Source organism: Neobacillus vireti (genome assembly GCF_036962465.1).
Taxonomy (GTDB): Bacteria; Bacillota; Bacilli; order Bacillales; family Cytobacillaceae; genus Neobacillus; species Neobacillus vireti_B.
The window spans coordinates 207,581-223,220 of the sequence record NZ_JBALNF010000031.1 but is presented as its reverse complement, the minus strand read 5'-3'; the positions used below and the strand labels follow the sequence as shown (position 1 = coordinate 223,220).

General features: G+C 42.6%; 18 protein-coding genes. 5 read left to right on the top strand and 13 right to left on the bottom strand.

Annotation, left to right across the window (positions count from 1 at the left end; all coding sequences use genetic code 11):
- Positions 1-100 precede the first annotated feature (100 nt).
- Together V7077_RS14850 and spoIIID are read right to left on the bottom strand one after the other, a co-directional pair.
- Positions 101-1,102 (bottom strand): rod shape-determining protein, encoded by a 1,002-nt coding sequence (locus V7077_RS14850; RefSeq protein ID WP_235741541.1) that lies wholly within the window; start codon positions 1,100-1,102, stop codon positions 101-103.
- Positions 1,103-1,357: 255 nt separating this feature from the next.
- Positions 1,358-1,630, bottom strand: a complete 273-nt coding sequence (gene spoIIID, locus V7077_RS14845) for a sporulation transcriptional regulator SpoIIID (RefSeq protein ID WP_075686609.1) — start codon at positions 1,628-1,630, stop codon at positions 1,358-1,360.
- Between the two features lie 648 nt (positions 1,631-2,278).
- Here spoIIID and V7077_RS14840 point away from each other — a divergent pair.
- Entirely contained in the window at positions 2,279-2,590 is a 312-nt protein-coding gene (locus V7077_RS14840; protein ID WP_335503045.1) for an MGMT family protein, read from the top strand.
- A gap of 53 nt (positions 2,591-2,643) precedes the next feature.
- Here V7077_RS14840 and V7077_RS14835 read toward each other — a convergent pair whose 3' ends face one another.
- From V7077_RS14835 to V7077_RS14825, 3 genes are all read right to left on the bottom strand, one after another.
- Positions 2,644-4,512: a penicillin-binding transpeptidase domain-containing protein gene (locus tag V7077_RS14835; RefSeq protein WP_335503080.1), complete on the bottom strand. Its 1,869-nt coding sequence runs from the start codon at positions 4,510-4,512 to the stop codon at positions 2,644-2,646.
- Positions 4,505-4,645 (bottom strand): hypothetical protein, encoded by a 141-nt coding sequence (locus V7077_RS14830; protein ID WP_335503085.1) that lies wholly within the window; start codon positions 4,643-4,645, stop codon positions 4,505-4,507. Before V7077_RS14830 ends, V7077_RS14835 begins: the two co-directional genes overlap by 8 nt.
- Positions 4,646-4,962: 317 nt before the next feature.
- Complete coding sequence (locus V7077_RS14825; RefSeq protein ID WP_335503042.1) at positions 4,963-5,772, bottom strand: M23 family metallopeptidase; 810 nt, start codon at positions 5,770-5,772, stop codon at positions 4,963-4,965.
- A gap of 322 nt (positions 5,773-6,094) precedes the next feature.
- Between V7077_RS14825 and V7077_RS14820 the strand changes: the two genes are divergently transcribed.
- Positions 6,095-7,210, top strand: coding sequence for a GerAB/ArcD/ProY family transporter (locus tag V7077_RS14820; RefSeq protein WP_335503039.1), 1,116 nt, complete (start codon positions 6,095-6,097; stop codon positions 7,208-7,210).
- A 23-nt stretch (positions 7,211-7,233) separates the two neighbouring features.
- Here V7077_RS14820 and spoIID read toward each other — a convergent pair whose 3' ends face one another.
- A complete protein-coding gene (gene spoIID / locus V7077_RS14815; protein WP_335503036.1) occupies positions 7,234-8,274 on the bottom strand; it encodes a stage II sporulation protein D in 1,041 nt (346 codons plus the stop codon).
- Here spoIID and V7077_RS14810 point away from each other — a divergent pair.
- Positions 8,252-8,449 carry a hypothetical protein gene (locus V7077_RS14810; protein WP_335503033.1) on the top strand — a complete coding sequence of 66 codons (198 nt, stop codon included), beginning with the start codon at positions 8,252-8,254 and terminating at the stop codon, positions 8,447-8,449. The genes spoIID and V7077_RS14810 overlap by 23 nt on opposite strands.
- Positions 8,450-8,649: 200 nt before the next feature.
- On the opposite strand, the gene murA is transcribed toward V7077_RS14810, so the two are convergent.
- The 5 genes from murA to V7077_RS14785 form a co-directional block, all read right to left on the bottom strand.
- A complete protein-coding gene (gene murA / locus V7077_RS14805) occupies positions 8,650-9,960 on the bottom strand; it encodes a UDP-N-acetylglucosamine 1-carboxyvinyltransferase (protein ID WP_335503030.1) in 1,311 nt (436 codons plus the stop codon).
- 32 nt (positions 9,961-9,992) lie between these two features.
- Positions 9,993-10,802 (bottom strand): YwmB family TATA-box binding protein, encoded by an 810-nt coding sequence (locus V7077_RS14800; RefSeq protein WP_335503026.1) that lies wholly within the window; start codon positions 10,800-10,802, stop codon positions 9,993-9,995.
- A gap of 301 nt (positions 10,803-11,103) precedes the next feature.
- A complete protein-coding gene (locus tag V7077_RS14795; RefSeq protein ID WP_335503023.1) occupies positions 11,104-11,337 on the bottom strand; it encodes a DUF1146 family protein in 234 nt (77 codons plus the stop codon).
- A gap of 181 nt (positions 11,338-11,518) precedes the next feature.
- Positions 11,519-11,698: a hypothetical protein gene (locus tag V7077_RS14790; protein WP_235741555.1), complete on the bottom strand. Its 180-nt coding sequence runs from the start codon at positions 11,696-11,698 to the stop codon at positions 11,519-11,521.
- Positions 11,699-11,767: 69 nt separating this feature from the next.
- A complete protein-coding gene (locus V7077_RS14785; protein WP_335503018.1) occupies positions 11,768-12,094 on the bottom strand; it encodes a general stress protein in 327 nt (108 codons plus the stop codon).
- 144 nt (positions 12,095-12,238) lie between these two features.
- Between V7077_RS14785 and V7077_RS14780 the strand changes: the two genes are divergently transcribed.
- Positions 12,239-12,586: a hypothetical protein gene (locus tag V7077_RS14780; RefSeq protein ID WP_335503015.1), complete on the top strand. Its 348-nt coding sequence runs from the start codon at positions 12,239-12,241 to the stop codon at positions 12,584-12,586.
- Between the two features lie 75 nt (positions 12,587-12,661).
- Positions 12,662-12,916, top strand: coding sequence for a GlsB/YeaQ/YmgE family stress response membrane protein (locus V7077_RS14775; protein ID WP_335503011.1), 255 nt, complete (start codon positions 12,662-12,664; stop codon positions 12,914-12,916).
- Positions 12,917-13,057: 141 nt separating this feature from the next.
- On the opposite strand, the gene cls is transcribed toward V7077_RS14775, so the two are convergent.
- Both cls and V7077_RS14765 read right to left on the bottom strand, forming a co-directional pair.
- Positions 13,058-14,557 (bottom strand): cardiolipin synthase, encoded by a 1,500-nt coding sequence (gene cls, locus V7077_RS14770; RefSeq protein ID WP_335503008.1) that lies wholly within the window; start codon positions 14,555-14,557, stop codon positions 13,058-13,060.
- 226 nt (positions 14,558-14,783) lie between these two features.
- Positions 14,784-15,638 (bottom strand): CheR family methyltransferase, encoded by an 855-nt coding sequence (locus tag V7077_RS14765; protein WP_335503077.1) that lies wholly within the window; start codon positions 15,636-15,638, stop codon positions 14,784-14,786.
- Positions 15,639-15,640 lie beyond the last annotated feature (2 nt).

Here is a 15,640-nt window from a genome sequence, read left to right as displayed (position 1 = left end):
CAAGAGAACCGTCCCCACGTTTTTTTGAAAAAATAAAAAAGCCTAATGACGGGAGGCTTGTCCAGCCTGCTTCATTAGACTTTTTATATTGTAGTAATATTTATCCTAACTTGCGGTGTGAGATCCGGTCGATGTTATCGAGCATGATGCCTGTGCCGATCGCTACGCAGTCCATTGGGTTTTCTGCAACCAATACTGGCACCTTAAGTTCTTCAGCAAGGAGCATGTCGATGCCGTGCAGCAATGCGCCGCCGCCTGTTAAAATAACGCCGCGGTCGATGATGTCAGCAGAAAGTTCTGGTGGTGTGCGCTCTAAGACACTTTTTGCTGCTTGAACGATAACAGCCACTGATTCACGTAATGCCCCTTCGATTTCCTCAGAACGAACGGTAATCGTGCGCGGTAAGCCGCTAACCATGTCACGGCCGCGGATTTCCATTTCTTCTGAACGAGATCCTGGGAAGACGGTACCGATGTTAATTTTAATATTTTCAGCCGTGCGCTCCCCGATCAAGAGCTTATACTCGCGCTTGATGTGATTGAGGATCTCCATGTCGAACTTGTCACCGGCCATTTTGATGGAGGAAGAAGTCACGATATCGCCCATTGAAAGGACCGCTACATCGGTTGTTCCTCCCCCGATATCCACTACCATGTTACCGCTAGGCTGGAAGATGTCCATTCCGGCACCGATTGCCGCCACCTTTGGCTCTTCTTCCAAGTAAATCTTTTTGCCGCCGCTTTTTTCAGCTGCTTCCCTGATTGCCTTTTGCTCCACACTGGTAATGTTTGTTGGGCAGCAAATCAGGATGCGCGGCTTTGATAAAAAGCCTTTTACGTTTAATTTATTAATGAAATGCTTTAGCATCGCTTCAGTTACATCAAAGTCAGCAATTACCCCGTCTTTTAGCGGACGAATTGCCACGATGTTTCCTGGTGTACGTCCGACCATACGGCGCGCTTCTTCACCGACAGCTAAAACTCTATTTGTATTTTTATCAATCGCCACGACGGAAGGTTCATTCAGTACAATACCACGGCCTTTAACGTGAATCAGCACGTTGGCCGTCCCTAAGTCAATCCCAATATCCCTTGCAAACATTCTCTTTTCTTTCCTCCTTGGAAACAAAAATCCACATTCTTTTCCTAATTGACTATTTTATCATATTCAGTAACTTTTCCATAACAATTTAATGCAATATTAATGACTTTGTTGGATTTTGTTAAAAATAGGGGGAATTGGGTTGAAAAATAGGTTGGTTTGCATGAAAAGAGCAATCTGGGATCAGATTGCTTGTTTCCTCTTTTTTCGGGTTTCATAGAAGTTTCCAGTTCTATCATGTTCTAGCAATGTCGCTTACTTGACGACCTCGCCTTCTTTTTCTTCTTTCTGATATTTCATCTTTGTCGCCTCTCCACCCCTGAGGTGACGGATTGATTTATGGTAATCTAGAATTTCCTTAACCTCATTTGCCAGCTCTGGATTAATCTCAGGAAGTCTCTCTGTCAAATCCTTATGGACCGTACTTTTGGATACGCCAAACTCCTTCGCAATGACGCGAACCGTTTTCCTCGTCTCCACGATATACTTTCCAATCTTGATAGTTCTCTCTTTGATGTAATCGTGCACACTCTCGCCCTCCCTAAATTGGATGTGAGTAGTGTGAAATGAGACCCGCTTATCACTTCGACGAATTCTACTTCCGTGTGTAGTAGTAATGGTGACAGGCACCACAAAAAGACATTGTCCACGTTGGGCGGACACTGAATGCATGTTTGTTCCACACGGCAGAAAGTTGTAACCTTCTGTCAATACGATGAATAATCATGTCCCCGGCTAAATACCTGTTATCTGCAAACGACTCCTCACCTCAAACACTCTCTTTGTAAAGGTTTGTAACCATTTTATTAGCTTGGATACGGGTTTATGCACAAAATAGACAAACGGGACAAGGCTGGTTAGGAAATTTTTTGAAAATAGGACGGATTCCATTTTTTCGACATTTGCAAGAAAGCCACGTCCCCCAAGGGTTCTCCTTCAGATTTCCATCTAAAGCACCGATTGGCTTGCAAAGAATTTGTCGAATGAATTTTTTTGAAAATGTTATTTTCCTGCAATTTGTTTTTCGTTTTTTAGGAAGGCGCGAACAGGGAAATGATGAAATCACTAGCCTTCATACGGAAAATGGACTCACTCGCCTGTTCAAAATATTATATAATGTTCCTATTATAAATTATGCCCACCTAATAATTACCGGAACAGAAAGGATTAACCCCTATGACCCCATTTACGGAAAATGTCATTCAAATTATTCGCAGCATCCCTGCAGGCAAAGTCATGACCTACGGCCAAATTGCTGCACTCGCTGGCAGCCCCCGTGCCGCTCGTCAGGTGGTTCGTGTCCTTCATTCGATGAGCAGGAAATATAAGCTGCCTTGGCACCGTGTCATCAATAGCAAGGGTAAGATTGCCCTCTCAGACGATGAATCTTATCATGAACAGCTGTTTTCCCTTGAAAGTGAAGGTGTTGAAATTGGTCTGAATGGCATCATTGATTTGAGGAGATATCAATACCAGCCTGAGGAATAGTTAAATAAAAAGGCACAAGCGATCTTAAAAATCACTTGTGCTCCACCTTAAGTTTATTTCCACTTCATAAATACATTTTTAACCTTATTTACCGGCACCAGCGATCCGCCCCGGCCTTGGACACCCTCCACCATCATGGCGACCATCAAGCTCGGATGATCCGGATTATAAGCAATAAACCAGCCATTTTCCGTTCCAGTTACCCCTTGCTTTTGCTTTATCTCAGCCGTCCCCGTTTTGCCTGCCAACGGATACCCTGAGATCTGAGCTGTACGGGCCGTTCCGCCTGGGTCACTCACAACCTTCCGTAAATCCGCCGAAATCAACTTGGCATTCTCAGCCGAGACCGCCGCTTCCTTCCAAACCTGCCCCTTCTGCTCATCCGTCAGCAAAATCGGTTTGATCACATTTCCGTTGCCATTTGCAAACGGAGTGTAGGAAGCCAATAAATGAACAATGCTCATTTGCACTTGACCCTGACCATACCCTGAGTCAGCGAGCGCAATATCATTGCCAAGCGTCCCGGTTACCGATTTCTCAAGCGGGAACGGATAGGCAAGCGCTTCTTCAAAGCCAAATTTCTTCAGTCCTTCAACAAACTTGTCTTTTCCTATCTTCAATGCTGCCTGCGCAAAATAAATATTATCAGAATAAACGAGCGCTTTTTCTAAGTTCACCGGCTCTGTCCCGGCATGAACCCTTGTCACGAAATACTTGCCCCATGATGAATCCTTTTGCCATTTCGCTCCTAAAATCGGCACCGCTTCACCCGGCACAATCGCACCAGACTCCAATCCGACCGCAGCCGTTAATGGTTTCATTACCGAGCCAGGCGCATAGGCTTGCTTAAAACGGGTTGTCAACGGCTGTTTAGGATTCTGCCGCAGTGCCTGCCATTCTTCCGCAGCCATACCAAGCATAACCTGATTCGGGTCAAATGATGGGCTGCTAACGAGCGCTAGCGTTTCTCCCGTCGTCGGGTTCATCGCTGCGGCTGTTCCGGCCTCCTCACCCATTTCCGTAAACACTGTCTTTTGTAACTCCGCATCAATCGTCAGTTTGACATCCTCGCCATCAACCACCGGCTTCTCGGCAAGGACCACATCAGCACTTCCGGCCGTCTTCTTCTTAATGACAATTTTCACGCCGCTAGTGCCCCGTAAGCGCTCATCCAGCACCTGTTCAAGTCCGCGCTTGCCAATCACATCACTGCTCGTGTAGCCATTTTTTTTCAATTTTTCTAGCTCATCGGCAGTTATCGCCCCGACATAGCCCACAAGCGGTGCCGCGGCCTTTCCATAAGGATAAACCCGAGCCTCCACTTTCCTCGTCTTTACTGGCTCAAGGGCAATCAACTGAGCAATTCGCTTTTGGTCATCGATTGACACCTTTGCGAGCGGCACAAACTGCCCTGGCTGCACCCAGCTGGCGCTAAGCAAGTTATTAATCTGCTCCCGTGTCATCTTAAGAAGAGGTCCCAATTGCGAAAGAACCGCATCATCCAGCTTCCCAGCGACAACGCCGACCTCATATACCTGGCCATTTACCGCCAGACCCGTGCCGTTGCGGTCGAGAATCTCTCCGCGCTTCGGTGCCGACGTACTCACGCTGATTTTGTCGCCTTTCTTTAATCCTTTAAAAATGAACTCAGTATTCCAGTCTACATACCAGTTCTTGTTATTGTCTCTTTCTTCCTCTTGTAATCTAGCTTGCTGGGTAAAATTTATCGGACCAGCGATACTATTCATGCTGGCGGTAAAAGAGTAGTGGACGGGTTCTTTATCTCCCTGATCCTTTTTCGGCTTTTTGAAGTCGATCTTGAGGTCCTTTATCTGCAGATCATCGTAAAGTTTTTCGTAGCGGGTTGTAAATTGTTCTTTGCTGATATTCTTTTTCGCATCACTAGAAAGGTAATTATACATTTTTGAAAATTTTTGCTGGTTCCATAAAGCTATGTAATCGGAGAATCGTTGTTCTGGAGTGGGTTCCTTGCTGCAGCCGGCAATCACGGTGATCACAAGCACGAGCAGAATCCCAATTATTTTTTTCAACCAAATCCCTCCTTTTATTTCCATTCTAACATATTAAGGCGTGGAAATGGTTAAGTCAGGATTGGCATCCTCCGTCACAAAAAGTGTCCCTTGTTAGAAATTATTAATCGTTTTTTAATAGTTTGTTCATAACTAGACGCTATACTATATTTATTCACACTTATTCAACCCCCTTTGATAATCCGGCCTTCATGGCGGATTTTTTTTTGCCCAAAAGGAGCACGGGGACGGTTCTCTTGCTTCCGAAGCAAGAGAACCGTCCCCGTGCTCCCATAAAAAAAAGAGGAAAAGTATTTATTCCCCTTCCCCTTTGTTCGTTTATTATGAGTTGCTTTTATCTTTAGAGTTGGTTGAGTCATCTGTAGCCGGATCTTCTATTTTTTGTTGGTCTTGTTTTACGTCCGGAGTTTTTGATGATTCTTTGCTATCATTCGTAAGGGTGTCTTCTTGCAGTGTGCTCAACGACTTTTCGAAGTAGTTTGTTGGGTTTACTGCTACACCGTCTTTACGAATTTCAAAATGTACATGGGTTCCAGCTTTTTCGTTGAACAAGCTTTGTCCAGCCTTGGCAATAACTTGATCTTGTTTAACTTGGTCGCCAACCTTCACTTGAATATCTTTCACGGATGAATATTGTGTGACAATACCTTTGTCGTGTTCGATTTCAATGACATTTCCAAGGGTTGCATCTTCTTCGACACGAGTAACGGTTCCGCTTAGTGATGCAGTTACATCAAAGCTTTCGCCTTTTTTCTCAGTAATGTCGATTCCTGTGTTTGGCACATACGTATTATTGTAGAATACTAAGGCCGATTCTTGGTCAGCAGCTTTACCTGTGAAATCATAGAATTTTGTTTTGACAACAGCATCATCAGCATTAGCTACTGGCATTTTGAAGTTTTCGATTGACTTGTTTACTTCAACTGCTGGAGCATTGTTCTTTTTACCGGAAAGGTCAGTGGCCTTATAATCAAACTTATTTGTGTTGCTGCTTGATGATTGATACCATAGGACTCCGGTTAAAATGATTGCTGCACTTGCGATATAAATGGCTGGAAATACCCAACGCTTTTTGAAAAAGCGTTTTACACTGGAACTTTGAGAAGATCGTTTGTTTTCTTCCTCTCTCATTTTCATCACCTCAGCAATCATTCTGAACAGATAAGTAGAATTATATACACGGCGATAAAAAAATTTTTAAAACTTATTTTTCGACAGTAGCGATAATTTTATGCATTCTTTTTTTAAAAAATTTCCAAGTTGGACTTGTTATTGGTTTTGATGCAGTTTTTACCCTTTCCTCTCGAATTGCTTTGGTGCCACCGAATTGGTCAAAATAAATACTAGAATAAGAAAAAAAGGTCATCATATTATAGATGGATTTTACTTTTCCTTACTTTAAATGAAGATGTTTCCTGCCAACAATGTGTTTTAGGGGAGAAGGGATGAACCTATGCCAAAGCTCCAAATCAGTTTATACCAATTGTTTATCCTGATTGTTTTATTTGAATTAGGTACTGCCGTTTTGTTTGGTCCCGGATCATCGGCCAAACAGGATGCCTGGATTGCAAATTTATTGGGACTAGCAGTGGGAGTATTACTTTTATTGATTTATTACCGCCTCTTTACCTACTATCCTGAACTTCTCTTGACGAGTTATGTCCAAAAAATCCTGGGGAAATGGTTAGGCGGTTTGATTGCCTTTTTCTATATTTCTTATTTCTTATATCAGAGCTCGAGAATTTTAAGAGACATCGGGGAACTTTTAGTGACTACCATTTATACGAACACCCCCTTAATCGTTCTGAATGCGTTTATGATTATTACGATTATGTACGGGATTTATAAGGGGTTTGAGGTTATCGCAAGAGTGGGAGAGCTTTGTTTTATTGGGGTTTATTTATTAGCGATTTTGGGTTTTTTTACGATTTTATTTACGGATATCTTACATATAGAAAACCTAAAACCAATCCTTGAAAATGGCTGGAGTCCCGTTTTAAAAACTGTTTTAAGGACAACGATCAATTTTCCTTTCGGAGAAATGGTCGTCCTTACGATGCTGCTGCCTTTTTTAAAACATCAGAAGAAAGTGTTAACGGTTTGTTTGAGTGGAATAATTTTAAGCGGTATTAACATCACGATTACATCCGTCATCAATGTTGCGGTATTAGGGGTGGAATTTTTTATTCGCTCCCCTTTCCCACTCTATAATACGATTAGAAAAATTGAACTCACGACTTTTATCCAACGTCTGGATATTTTTTTTATTCTTTATTTGATTGTCGCTGGATTTTTTAAATTATGTCTTTATTATTATGTTGCGGTCATTGGTGCAGCCGACCTTTTTAAAATTAAAGACCATTCCATACTTATTTTTCCTCTTGGGGCCGTCATTATAATGGGTTCGATTACGATCGCTTCCAATTATTCAGAACATATAGAAGAAGGCACCGTGATGATCCCCTATCTTTTTCATATGCCTTTTCAGCTGGTTATTCCAGTCATTCTGTTAATCATTGCTTTTATAAAAGGTTTAAAAAGTGGTAAATGCCCCAGACAAAATAAATAAGCCAGGCGGGGCGCCTGGCTTATTTATTTCTGCGCAGTTAAAGTAGATAACATACTCTCTGCGGAGGCAATCTCTACCCCTTTATAGTAATGCTTCACAATCTCCTTGTAATTCGACCCATCCTCAGCCATACCGTTTGCACCGTATTGACTCATACCGACGCCATGGCCAAAGCCTTTCGTCGTAATGACAATATTATTGCCCTTCCGCTGCCAAGAAAAGTCGGACGACTTCAGATCTAATTTTTCACGGATATCCCGGCCCGTTAACATTTTGCCATTAAAGTCTACTTTCGCAACCCGCTTTCCAGTGGTCCGGGCGACAATTTTCCCGATTGTCGAACTTGAGCCAATCTTCACACCGAGTTTCGCTTCAAACGCTCTCACCGTGAGCACCTTTTGATTGGAAAACTTCGGTGACTCTTTATCCCAGGGACTTGATACACTTCGTAAATAAGGGATACTGCCAGCCCAGTAGTCCTCTGAGTCTTCGGTATAGCCATTTCCGGTGGAAAAGAACAAGGCATCGATCGGTTTTCCGGCATAGGTCAAAATCTGGCCGCCCGTTGAGCGTACGGCTTCGATGACCTTTTTCTTTTTCCACGTATAATCCTGGCCCCATTCGCGCCTCATTTCTGCATCATTCATATAGACTTGGTGGATTTGCGTATCCGTCACCTGTGCACCCTTTGGTACACCCATCGTATCCTTATTTACCAATCTGTTTACGATATATGTTCGTGCCGCTAGTGCCTGAGCCTTGAGTGCTTCTTCCTTAAATTCTGCCGGCATTTCCGCCGCCACAACCCCAATCAGATAATCTTCAAATGGAACTTTTTCAATTACCTTTTTTGCTGAGCGAAAAACAGCTACTTTTACTGCCGTATCAGCGTCTACGCTTGAGGTTGTCGGTGTTCCCTTTGCGGAGGCCTTGGTTAACTCTTCCTCGAGCTTTCCGCTCGAGTTTCGATCCCCTGAGAAGGGTAACACGACGACAGAGGGAATAATGATGGTTAAGGCAATGAGGAGTGATGCTAGTACGATGAGTGGTTTGATTTTGTTCATGATAGTGCCTCCAGTTTGTAAAATTCTCGAGCCAGCACAAACCTACCGGATTGCGTCTCAATTACATACATATGGAAGCGGACAAGCATTTATTACAGATTTTTTAGCTGTTGTTGATGATGATGATGATGGAAATGGTGACAGGCACCCATTCTACCGTAAACAACATGATTAACCGCCCCACCTGAGGATCGGTGACAGGCACCATTTCTATCGTAAACACCATGATTACACACCCCACCTGAGAAATGGTGCCTGTCACCAAGACTGTCACTATAACACAAAAAGAATCCCTTAGTACCACAGCCGTCAGATATCAGACGACTGTCTACTAAGGGATTCTTTCACTTAAATTTCATTCTATTTTATTAAGCTTTACGCATTCATATCAGAAACATATTTCTTTTCTTCAACAAACGTTTCGTCTGCTTCAGTAATACGTTCGATATCTGCACCTAATCCTGCCAACTTGCCGTGGAAGTTCACATAACCGCGGTCTAAGTGTTTCAACTCAGTCACGCGTGTCATTCCTTCCGACACCAAACCAGTCAGAATCAACGCTGCTGCAGCACGAAGATCCGTTGCGGACACTTCAGCCCCCTGCAAATTAGAAGGACCATTTAAAATAACAGAACGGCCTTCAATCTTGATATCTGCATTCATGCGGCGGAATTCTTCTACGTGCATAAACCGGTTCTCAAATACTGTTTCCGTAATCATAGAAGTACCTTCAGCACGAAGCAATAACGCCATCATTTGTGATTGCATATCAGTTGGGAAACCTGGGTGCGGCATCGTTTTAATATCCACTGCCTTCAGACGATCAGGACCGATGACACGTACGCCATCTTCTTCCTCATGAATCTCAACGCCCATTTCTTCCATTTTCGCAATCAAAGAAGATAAGTGTTCAGGAACTGCACCTCTTACCAATACATCTCCACCCGTAATTGCAGCTGCTACCATAAACGTACCTGCTTCAATCCGGTCAGGAATAATCGCATGATCAGCGCCAAATAATACATCAACGCCCTCAATACGCAAAGTACCAGTACCGGCACCCTTAACGCGAGCGCCCATTTTGTTCAAGAAATTAGCTAAATCGACAATCTCAGGTTCTTTTGCCACATTTTCAATAATGGTTGTACCCTGTGCTAGAGTCGCTGCCATCATGATATTTTCTGTTGCCCCTACACTTGGGAAATCCAAATAAATCTTTGCACCTTTTAAGCGGCCGTCTACCTCCGCTTCAATAAAACCATTTCCTACCTTTACCTTCGCACCCATTGCTTCAAAGCCTTTTAAGTGCTGGTCAATAGGACGGGATCCAATCGCACAGCCGCCAGGTAACGCAACCCGGGCCCTGCCATTTCGAGCTAATAACGATCCCATAACGAGGACAGACGCACGCATTTTTCGTACGTATTCAAACGGCGCCTCTTCTTTTAACACTCTAGATGCATCAACAACAACTGTATTATTGTCAAAAGCCACTTCAGCGTTTAAGTTGCGAATCACTTCATTTATTGTGTATACATCGGAGAGTGTGGGTACATCACGTATCACACTTTTTCCATCACTTGCTAATAATGTTGCAGCGAGCACAGGCAGCACGGCATTTTTTGCACCTTCTACTTTAACCGTACCTGATAACCTTTGTCCGCCGCGGACGATGATCTTTTCCAAGAGTATTCCCCTCCGCGTCCATTTTCTCTATATTAATATTCAATCGTAATGATAGGGGTTCCAACTACTATGGTAGTCTTCGCGCCCAATCCTTCGGAGCGTAAGCCAATTTGTAAATTCATGTTATTCAATTTATGATCTATGGAGCCTGTAAACATTGGCGATGATGCCGAAACCGACATGAAATTCTCCTCTTTTAACGCTTCGATCTCTTTTGCATTAAAATCTGACATCACCCTGCCAGCTTTCTTTGCCAAAGCCGTATCAATCTTATCACTGAAAACGCCTTTCATACAAGAAAAAACTGTAGGTTTATCCCGAAATATGTCAGATAGCCTATTTCGGAATTCTTTGGTAGTGAAAAAGCCCTCAGTTTCCTTGTTCCACTCACTTCCTCGAACACTATATACTATATACGCATCTACAGGTTGTTTTGTGTGGGTTGCCATCAATTGAAGCATTTCTTGGTGGTGTTTTGATGTTGGAGATATTGCTGTCACTTGCCACTTTTGACTAGTGTTGGTTACAGACCATTTCCAATCCGGAAACTTCTGCTGAAGCTTTTTCGCATAATTCTGCACTTCTTCCACACTCTTCATGCTTGTCACATGCTCACGTGCATAAAAAGACCAATTATCGAGCAAAATATCTTCGGCTTGCAAAATAGAGCCTATTTTCGCTAATTCCTCGACTCCTTTTGGCAAATTCACCGAGTCGCGGCTGGCCTGCTTTTCTGCCGTTAAAAAGCTGCTCATGGCTTCAGTTGTTTTGTTTCCCATCATAACAAGGATCAAACTGACAATTAAAATCATATATATAAAATTCTTAACATGTCTCTTCATTTCTCCACTCCCCCTTACCACCATTGTTGCCAGGCAGTTTGAGAGCAATACGTGGGAAATGTCGTCACTTTATGACAAAAATGAGCTCATTCAATCATTTCATACATTCCAAATTTGGGACATCCTTAGCTTTCCACATAAACTCGATTGTACTCAAAATAATGTGTTTTGGGAACACGAAAGAAGACCTAAAATTTTACCATTTTCATTTGTCAAGATGAAGCATGGAAGCATGGGGACGGTTCTTGTGCTTCCTAAAGGAAGCAGGAGAACCGTCCCCATGCTTCCTTTTCCCCTTCGATTATGGCAGCAATAATGGCAGTTGCTTAGACCATTGTAGATAGTCAAGGAAAAAGTTACTAACAGATGAACCAATCATGATGGCTAATAATATGTATAGTAATCGTGCCTGCACCACATGGTTTTGTTTTAACAATTTATCTAACCGGATTGCCTGAAGTGCATACCAGGCGATCACAATAAAGATGAGATGTGACAGGATACTCACTAACGCTATTTGCCCAAAGTCCTCCATCCATTTTTCCTCCCTTTCCAGGTCCAAACAATATTCTATCATATTGACGTATGAAAATCAGAAAAGATTCACATTTTGGATATTTTTGGATTATTCAAAATAAGGAAAGGGTTTACATATAAATTGCCTGCCTAAACAAAATTCCTCCTGAGAGATACATGTTTAAGCAGGCAAATGGAAATTATATCTCATTCCACACCCGGTCGAGACTTAATGGAACAAACACTCTGTCCCCTTGAATCTCCTTATGGATAATGGGATTTTCAAAATATTCCTCTAAGCTGCGTTTTTTACTTCTTCTATGTCTTACAATTCGATGGACACCTAATAGGGTATCTAAACTTTGCTTCGAAAATTTCATCCTTTTCACCTCTTATTTTTTTAATCGATAGGAAACGGCTGCTTCCTATCGAAAATTTATATATGGTTATTAGGCTGATTTGGCCGCTACCACGATGACCTTGCCATGGTCCAATTCTTCTTCATATCGTTCTGCATCATTACTTGATATACCCAGTGACTCTAATTTAGAGCGAAGTTCGTCTCCGCGAGTACGAAATACATTGGCAATAGAATCGAGTACACCCTGTTCTTGAACACTGATATCGTTAATATCTAACGATTCGGTTAGGTCCTCGGAGCGGTTTCTGTCATGGGCTAACAAGTAGATTTCATCCTTTGAATAGCCCTGCATCATCAAATGCTCAATTTCCTGTTTTGCTTGTACACCATTTTCAACGATTCTAACTGTTTCCATTTCGCTTCCTCCTTTTTTCAACTTCTGTTACGTATATAACCGCTCCTAATCAATTAAAACCTATTTTTCTAAAAATCTATTACGTTTGGAAACAATTTCAATATGGGTATATAGGTAACACTTAAGAATCCTGGAGGTGTATATATGAAGAAATTAATTTGTAGAAATTGTGGAAATGCGGAGTTTGAGGTGTTAAATGTAGGTGAAACGCTGTGCAAATGTGGACGGAGATTAACGAAGCTAAGTGACTATCAATTGGAATCCTCATCAAAATGGAAAGAAAATCAACGACGCCGTGCTGAAATTATTTCTAAAATCAGCTTATTGAAGCGGGAAGTTGACAAATGCCTGGATGAGCGGGATGAAGAAGGATTTAAAAAGCGTTCGTTTGAATTAAAGCTTTGCTATCATTTTTTAGACAATGCCTTGAAGGACCCGCAGCTCCGCCTCAAGGAGCGGATCCAGCAAAATCAAAATAAGTTTAGTTTTTAAGTGTTTAAATGCTTCTATATCGGGTATTTAATAAGCATAGCTTAACTAATTGAAAAATAGAAAGGGGACATTCTCATGGGATTTATTTGGTCATTAATTATTGGAGGTATCATTGGTTGGTTAGCAGGACTCATTCTAGGACGTGACATCCCAGGTGGTATTATCGGAAATATTATTGCAGGATTTATCGGTGCATGGCTTGGTTCATTAATCTTAGGTGGTTGGGGACCAGAGATCGGTGGATTCTATATCGTCCCAGCACTAATTGGAGCGATTATCCTAGTGTTTGTTTTAAGTCTCATCCTAAAAGGTAGAAGAAAAACTGCATAAACAAAGATTTAGTCGAGACTGCCTTAGCGGCAGTCTTTTTATGTGGAGGAGAAATCCCCTGCTCACTTTGGCGAAGGCATAAATTTCACTCCATAAAAAAAGAGGTACCCGCCGCAGCCGATGCTGGAGCGAATACCATCACTATAAGACCCCTGAAAACAACCTGGCAAATGATTCTTTCCATTTTACCGCCAGGCCTCTTTTATAAAACTCGACCGGGCGGATACGCCGGCAATCCTTTATGTCCTCTTCATAATGAACAACGAGATCATCAATCGAGTCCGTTCCCGTTAAAAACAAATTCACCTCAAAATTCAAATGAAAGCTGCGCATATCCACATTGGCTGTCCCAATCGAAGCAAGATCCCCATCAACAATTATCACCTTTTTATGTAAAAAGCCCTTTTGATACGAATAAATCTCTATCCCGGCCCTTAGTAACTCCGGAAAATACGATTGCGTCGCATATTGAGTCAGGAAACCATCATTGGTGTCAGGCACCATTAAGCGCACCTGGATGTTGTTTTGGGCGGCGATTCTGAGTGCGGTTTGGATGGCCTGGTTGGGAATGAAGTACGGGGTGGCGATCCAAATTGATTTTGTGGCGCAAGTGATCATTGCATAATAGTGGTCACTCATATCTCGCGTTTCAGGACCTGTTGCAACGACATGGACCAATCCATCACCCTTTACCGGCACGGGCCTTAGGTAGCGGTCATTTTCAAAAAGGATTTCCCCACTGGCGTACTTCCAATCTAGCAAAAATACTGCATGCAGGGTTTGAACTGCTTCCCCTTCGAGAACGACATGGCTGTCACACCAGAAGCCAAAGTTATCGTCTTCGCCCAAGTATTCAACACCAACGTTTAATCCGCCGGCAAACCCAACCTTTCCATCAATGACAATGATTTTACGATGATTTCGAAAGTTAAACTTTTGATTGTACCAGCCTCCTTTTAAAGGTAAAAAAGGCCGGACATTGATACCAGCCTCCAACATTTTCTTCATGTCCCGCTTCGAGAGAGAGAAACTGCCGACCGCATCGAACAGCAGCCGCACCTCGACGCCTTCCTTCACCTTCGCTTTTAAAATATCAATTAGTTCTTGGCCTAGTCGGTCATAGCGAAAGATGTAATATTCAAGGTGAATAAAGTCCTGCGCTTCTCTTAACTGCCGTTTGATTTCGTGAAAGGTATCATCGCCGTTTCGTAAAATTTTGGTTTTGGTATTCTGGTTTTGATCGGTTAAGGTTACTTTTTCCAAATAGCTGGCAAACGAACGCTGGTGGTCATTCAAGTTGGATAAGTCGAGCTTTTTTTGTTTTTTATCAAGCGCCTCGAATAGCTCACGATCGCTGATCCGTTTGCTTTTAAATAACTCCCCTTTAACCAGTAATTGTCCAGAGTAAACGTAAAATATATAGCCGAGAATCGGCAGCAGGACTAATATGTAGGTCCATAGGAGTGTGGTTTGGGCAGGGCGGTTCTCGAGCCATAAGGCCAGGACCGTGTTGATAATGATGACAGCATAAAGGGCTATAAACAGCCCCTTCCACCATGCCGGTACTTCCATAAAAAAGACCAAATAACCACCAGCGATCATTAGTGCAGCAAAAAGCCATTCAAAGCGTTTTCTTTTCATGACGGTATTCACCCTTTTTTACTATGAAATACCCTTTCTGTTTGTAACTAAAACAAAAGAAGCCTTACCCCATAATCAGCGGGCAGGCTTTTTTTGTTTTTTAGTGGTTTGGCGGGTAGGAAATGGAGATATCGGGGTTTTTCCGCTTTATATCGGCGGTTTCTCTCCCGTTATCAGCGATTTCCACCCATATATCTAGCGAAAACATGAAAGATATCAGCGATCCTTAAATCTTTCGGTAAATCTTTTCCTGTGGACTAAACTCTTCATATTTCAAACTCTTCGGAACAAACAAAAGCGACTCCTTACTGCCAAAGCCAACAAAGCCCCCGTCAGCCAAACTACTATGAATCAAGTGATGAACCTGCTGCTGCAGCTCATTATCAAAATATATCATGACATTCCGGCATAAAATCACATGAAATTCATTAAACGACCCGTCCGTTACCAGGTTATGCTGGGCGAAAAATAAATTCTCCTCAAACATCGGATTGAAATAGGCAAATTGATGATCAGTCGTATAATACTCAGAAAAGGCCATCTTCCCACCTGCCTTCAGGTAGTTTTTTGTATATTGCTGCATTTTCTTTAAGGGGAAAGCCCCCTTTTGGGCAGCAATCAGCGCCTTTTCATTCATATCAGTCGCATAGATCTTTGTCTTTTTAGCGAGGCCTTCCTCCATCATCAGAATGGCCATCGAGTAAACTTCCTCACCTGTCGCACAGCCGGCATGCCAGATACGAATCTCAGGAAGATCTTTTAAGAGCGGTACGACTTGACTGCGAAAAGCTGCAAAAAAACTGGGATCGCGATACATTTCTGTCATCCGAATCGACAAGTCATTTAACAAGCGCTCCAAATACTCCTTCTCGTGCAGTACTTTTTCCAGAAGGGCGGTAATCGTTGGTAACCGCTCTGCCTTCATCCGGTTTAAAATTCTTCTTCGTAATGAAGCACGCACATACCCTCGAAAGTCGTATCCATACATCTGAAAGAGTCCTTCTAGCAGCAAGTTGATTTCTACTTCCTGCAATTCGTTCGTCTCTGCTTCTTCTGTATCTATCCATAAATCAGGCGTCATGT

Coding starts and splice junctions, on each gene's coding strand:
- V7077_RS14850 (WP_235741541.1), bottom strand. CDS start 1,102: ATGTTTGCAAGGGATATTGGGATTGACTTAGGGACGGCCAACGTGCTG.
- V7077_RS14840 (WP_335503045.1), top strand. CDS start 2,279: ATGACCCCATTTACGGAAAATGTCATTCAAATTATTCGCAGCATCCCT.
- V7077_RS14835 (WP_335503080.1), bottom strand. CDS start 4,512: ATGTATAATTACCTTTCTAGTGATGCGAAAAAGAATATCAGCAAAGAA.
- V7077_RS14825 (WP_335503042.1), bottom strand. CDS start 5,772: ATGAGAGAGGAAGAAAACAAACGATCTTCTCAAAGTTCCAGTGTAAAA.
- V7077_RS14820 (WP_335503039.1), top strand. CDS start 6,095: ATGCCAAAGCTCCAAATCAGTTTATACCAATTGTTTATCCTGATTGTT.
- V7077_RS14810 (WP_335503033.1), top strand. CDS start 8,252: ATGAGTGGTTTGATTTTGTTCATGATAGTGCCTCCAGTTTGTAAAATT.
- spoIID (WP_335503036.1), bottom strand. CDS start 8,274: ATGAACAAAATCAAACCACTCATCGTACTAGCATCACTCCTCATTGCC.
- V7077_RS14800 (WP_335503026.1), bottom strand. CDS start 10,802: ATGAAGAGACATGTTAAGAATTTTATATATATGATTTTAATTGTCAGT.
- V7077_RS14795 (WP_335503023.1), bottom strand. CDS start 11,337: ATGGAGGACTTTGGGCAAATAGCGTTAGTGAGTATCCTGTCACATCTC.
- V7077_RS14790 (WP_235741555.1), bottom strand. CDS start 11,698: ATGAAATTTTCGAAGCAAAGTTTAGATACCCTATTAGGTGTCCATCGA.
- V7077_RS14785 (WP_335503018.1), bottom strand. CDS start 12,094: ATGGAAACAGTTAGAATCGTTGAAAATGGTGTACAAGCAAAACAGGAA.
- V7077_RS14780 (WP_335503015.1), top strand. CDS start 12,239: ATGAAGAAATTAATTTGTAGAAATTGTGGAAATGCGGAGTTTGAGGTG.
- V7077_RS14775 (WP_335503011.1), top strand. CDS start 12,662: ATGGGATTTATTTGGTCATTAATTATTGGAGGTATCATTGGTTGGTTA.
- cls (WP_335503008.1), bottom strand. CDS start 14,557: ATGAAAAGAAAACGCTTTGAATGGCTTTTTGCTGCACTAATGATCGCT.
- V7077_RS14765 (WP_335503077.1), bottom strand. CDS start 15,638: ATGACGCCTGATTTATGGATAGATACAGAAGAAGCAGAGACGAACGAA.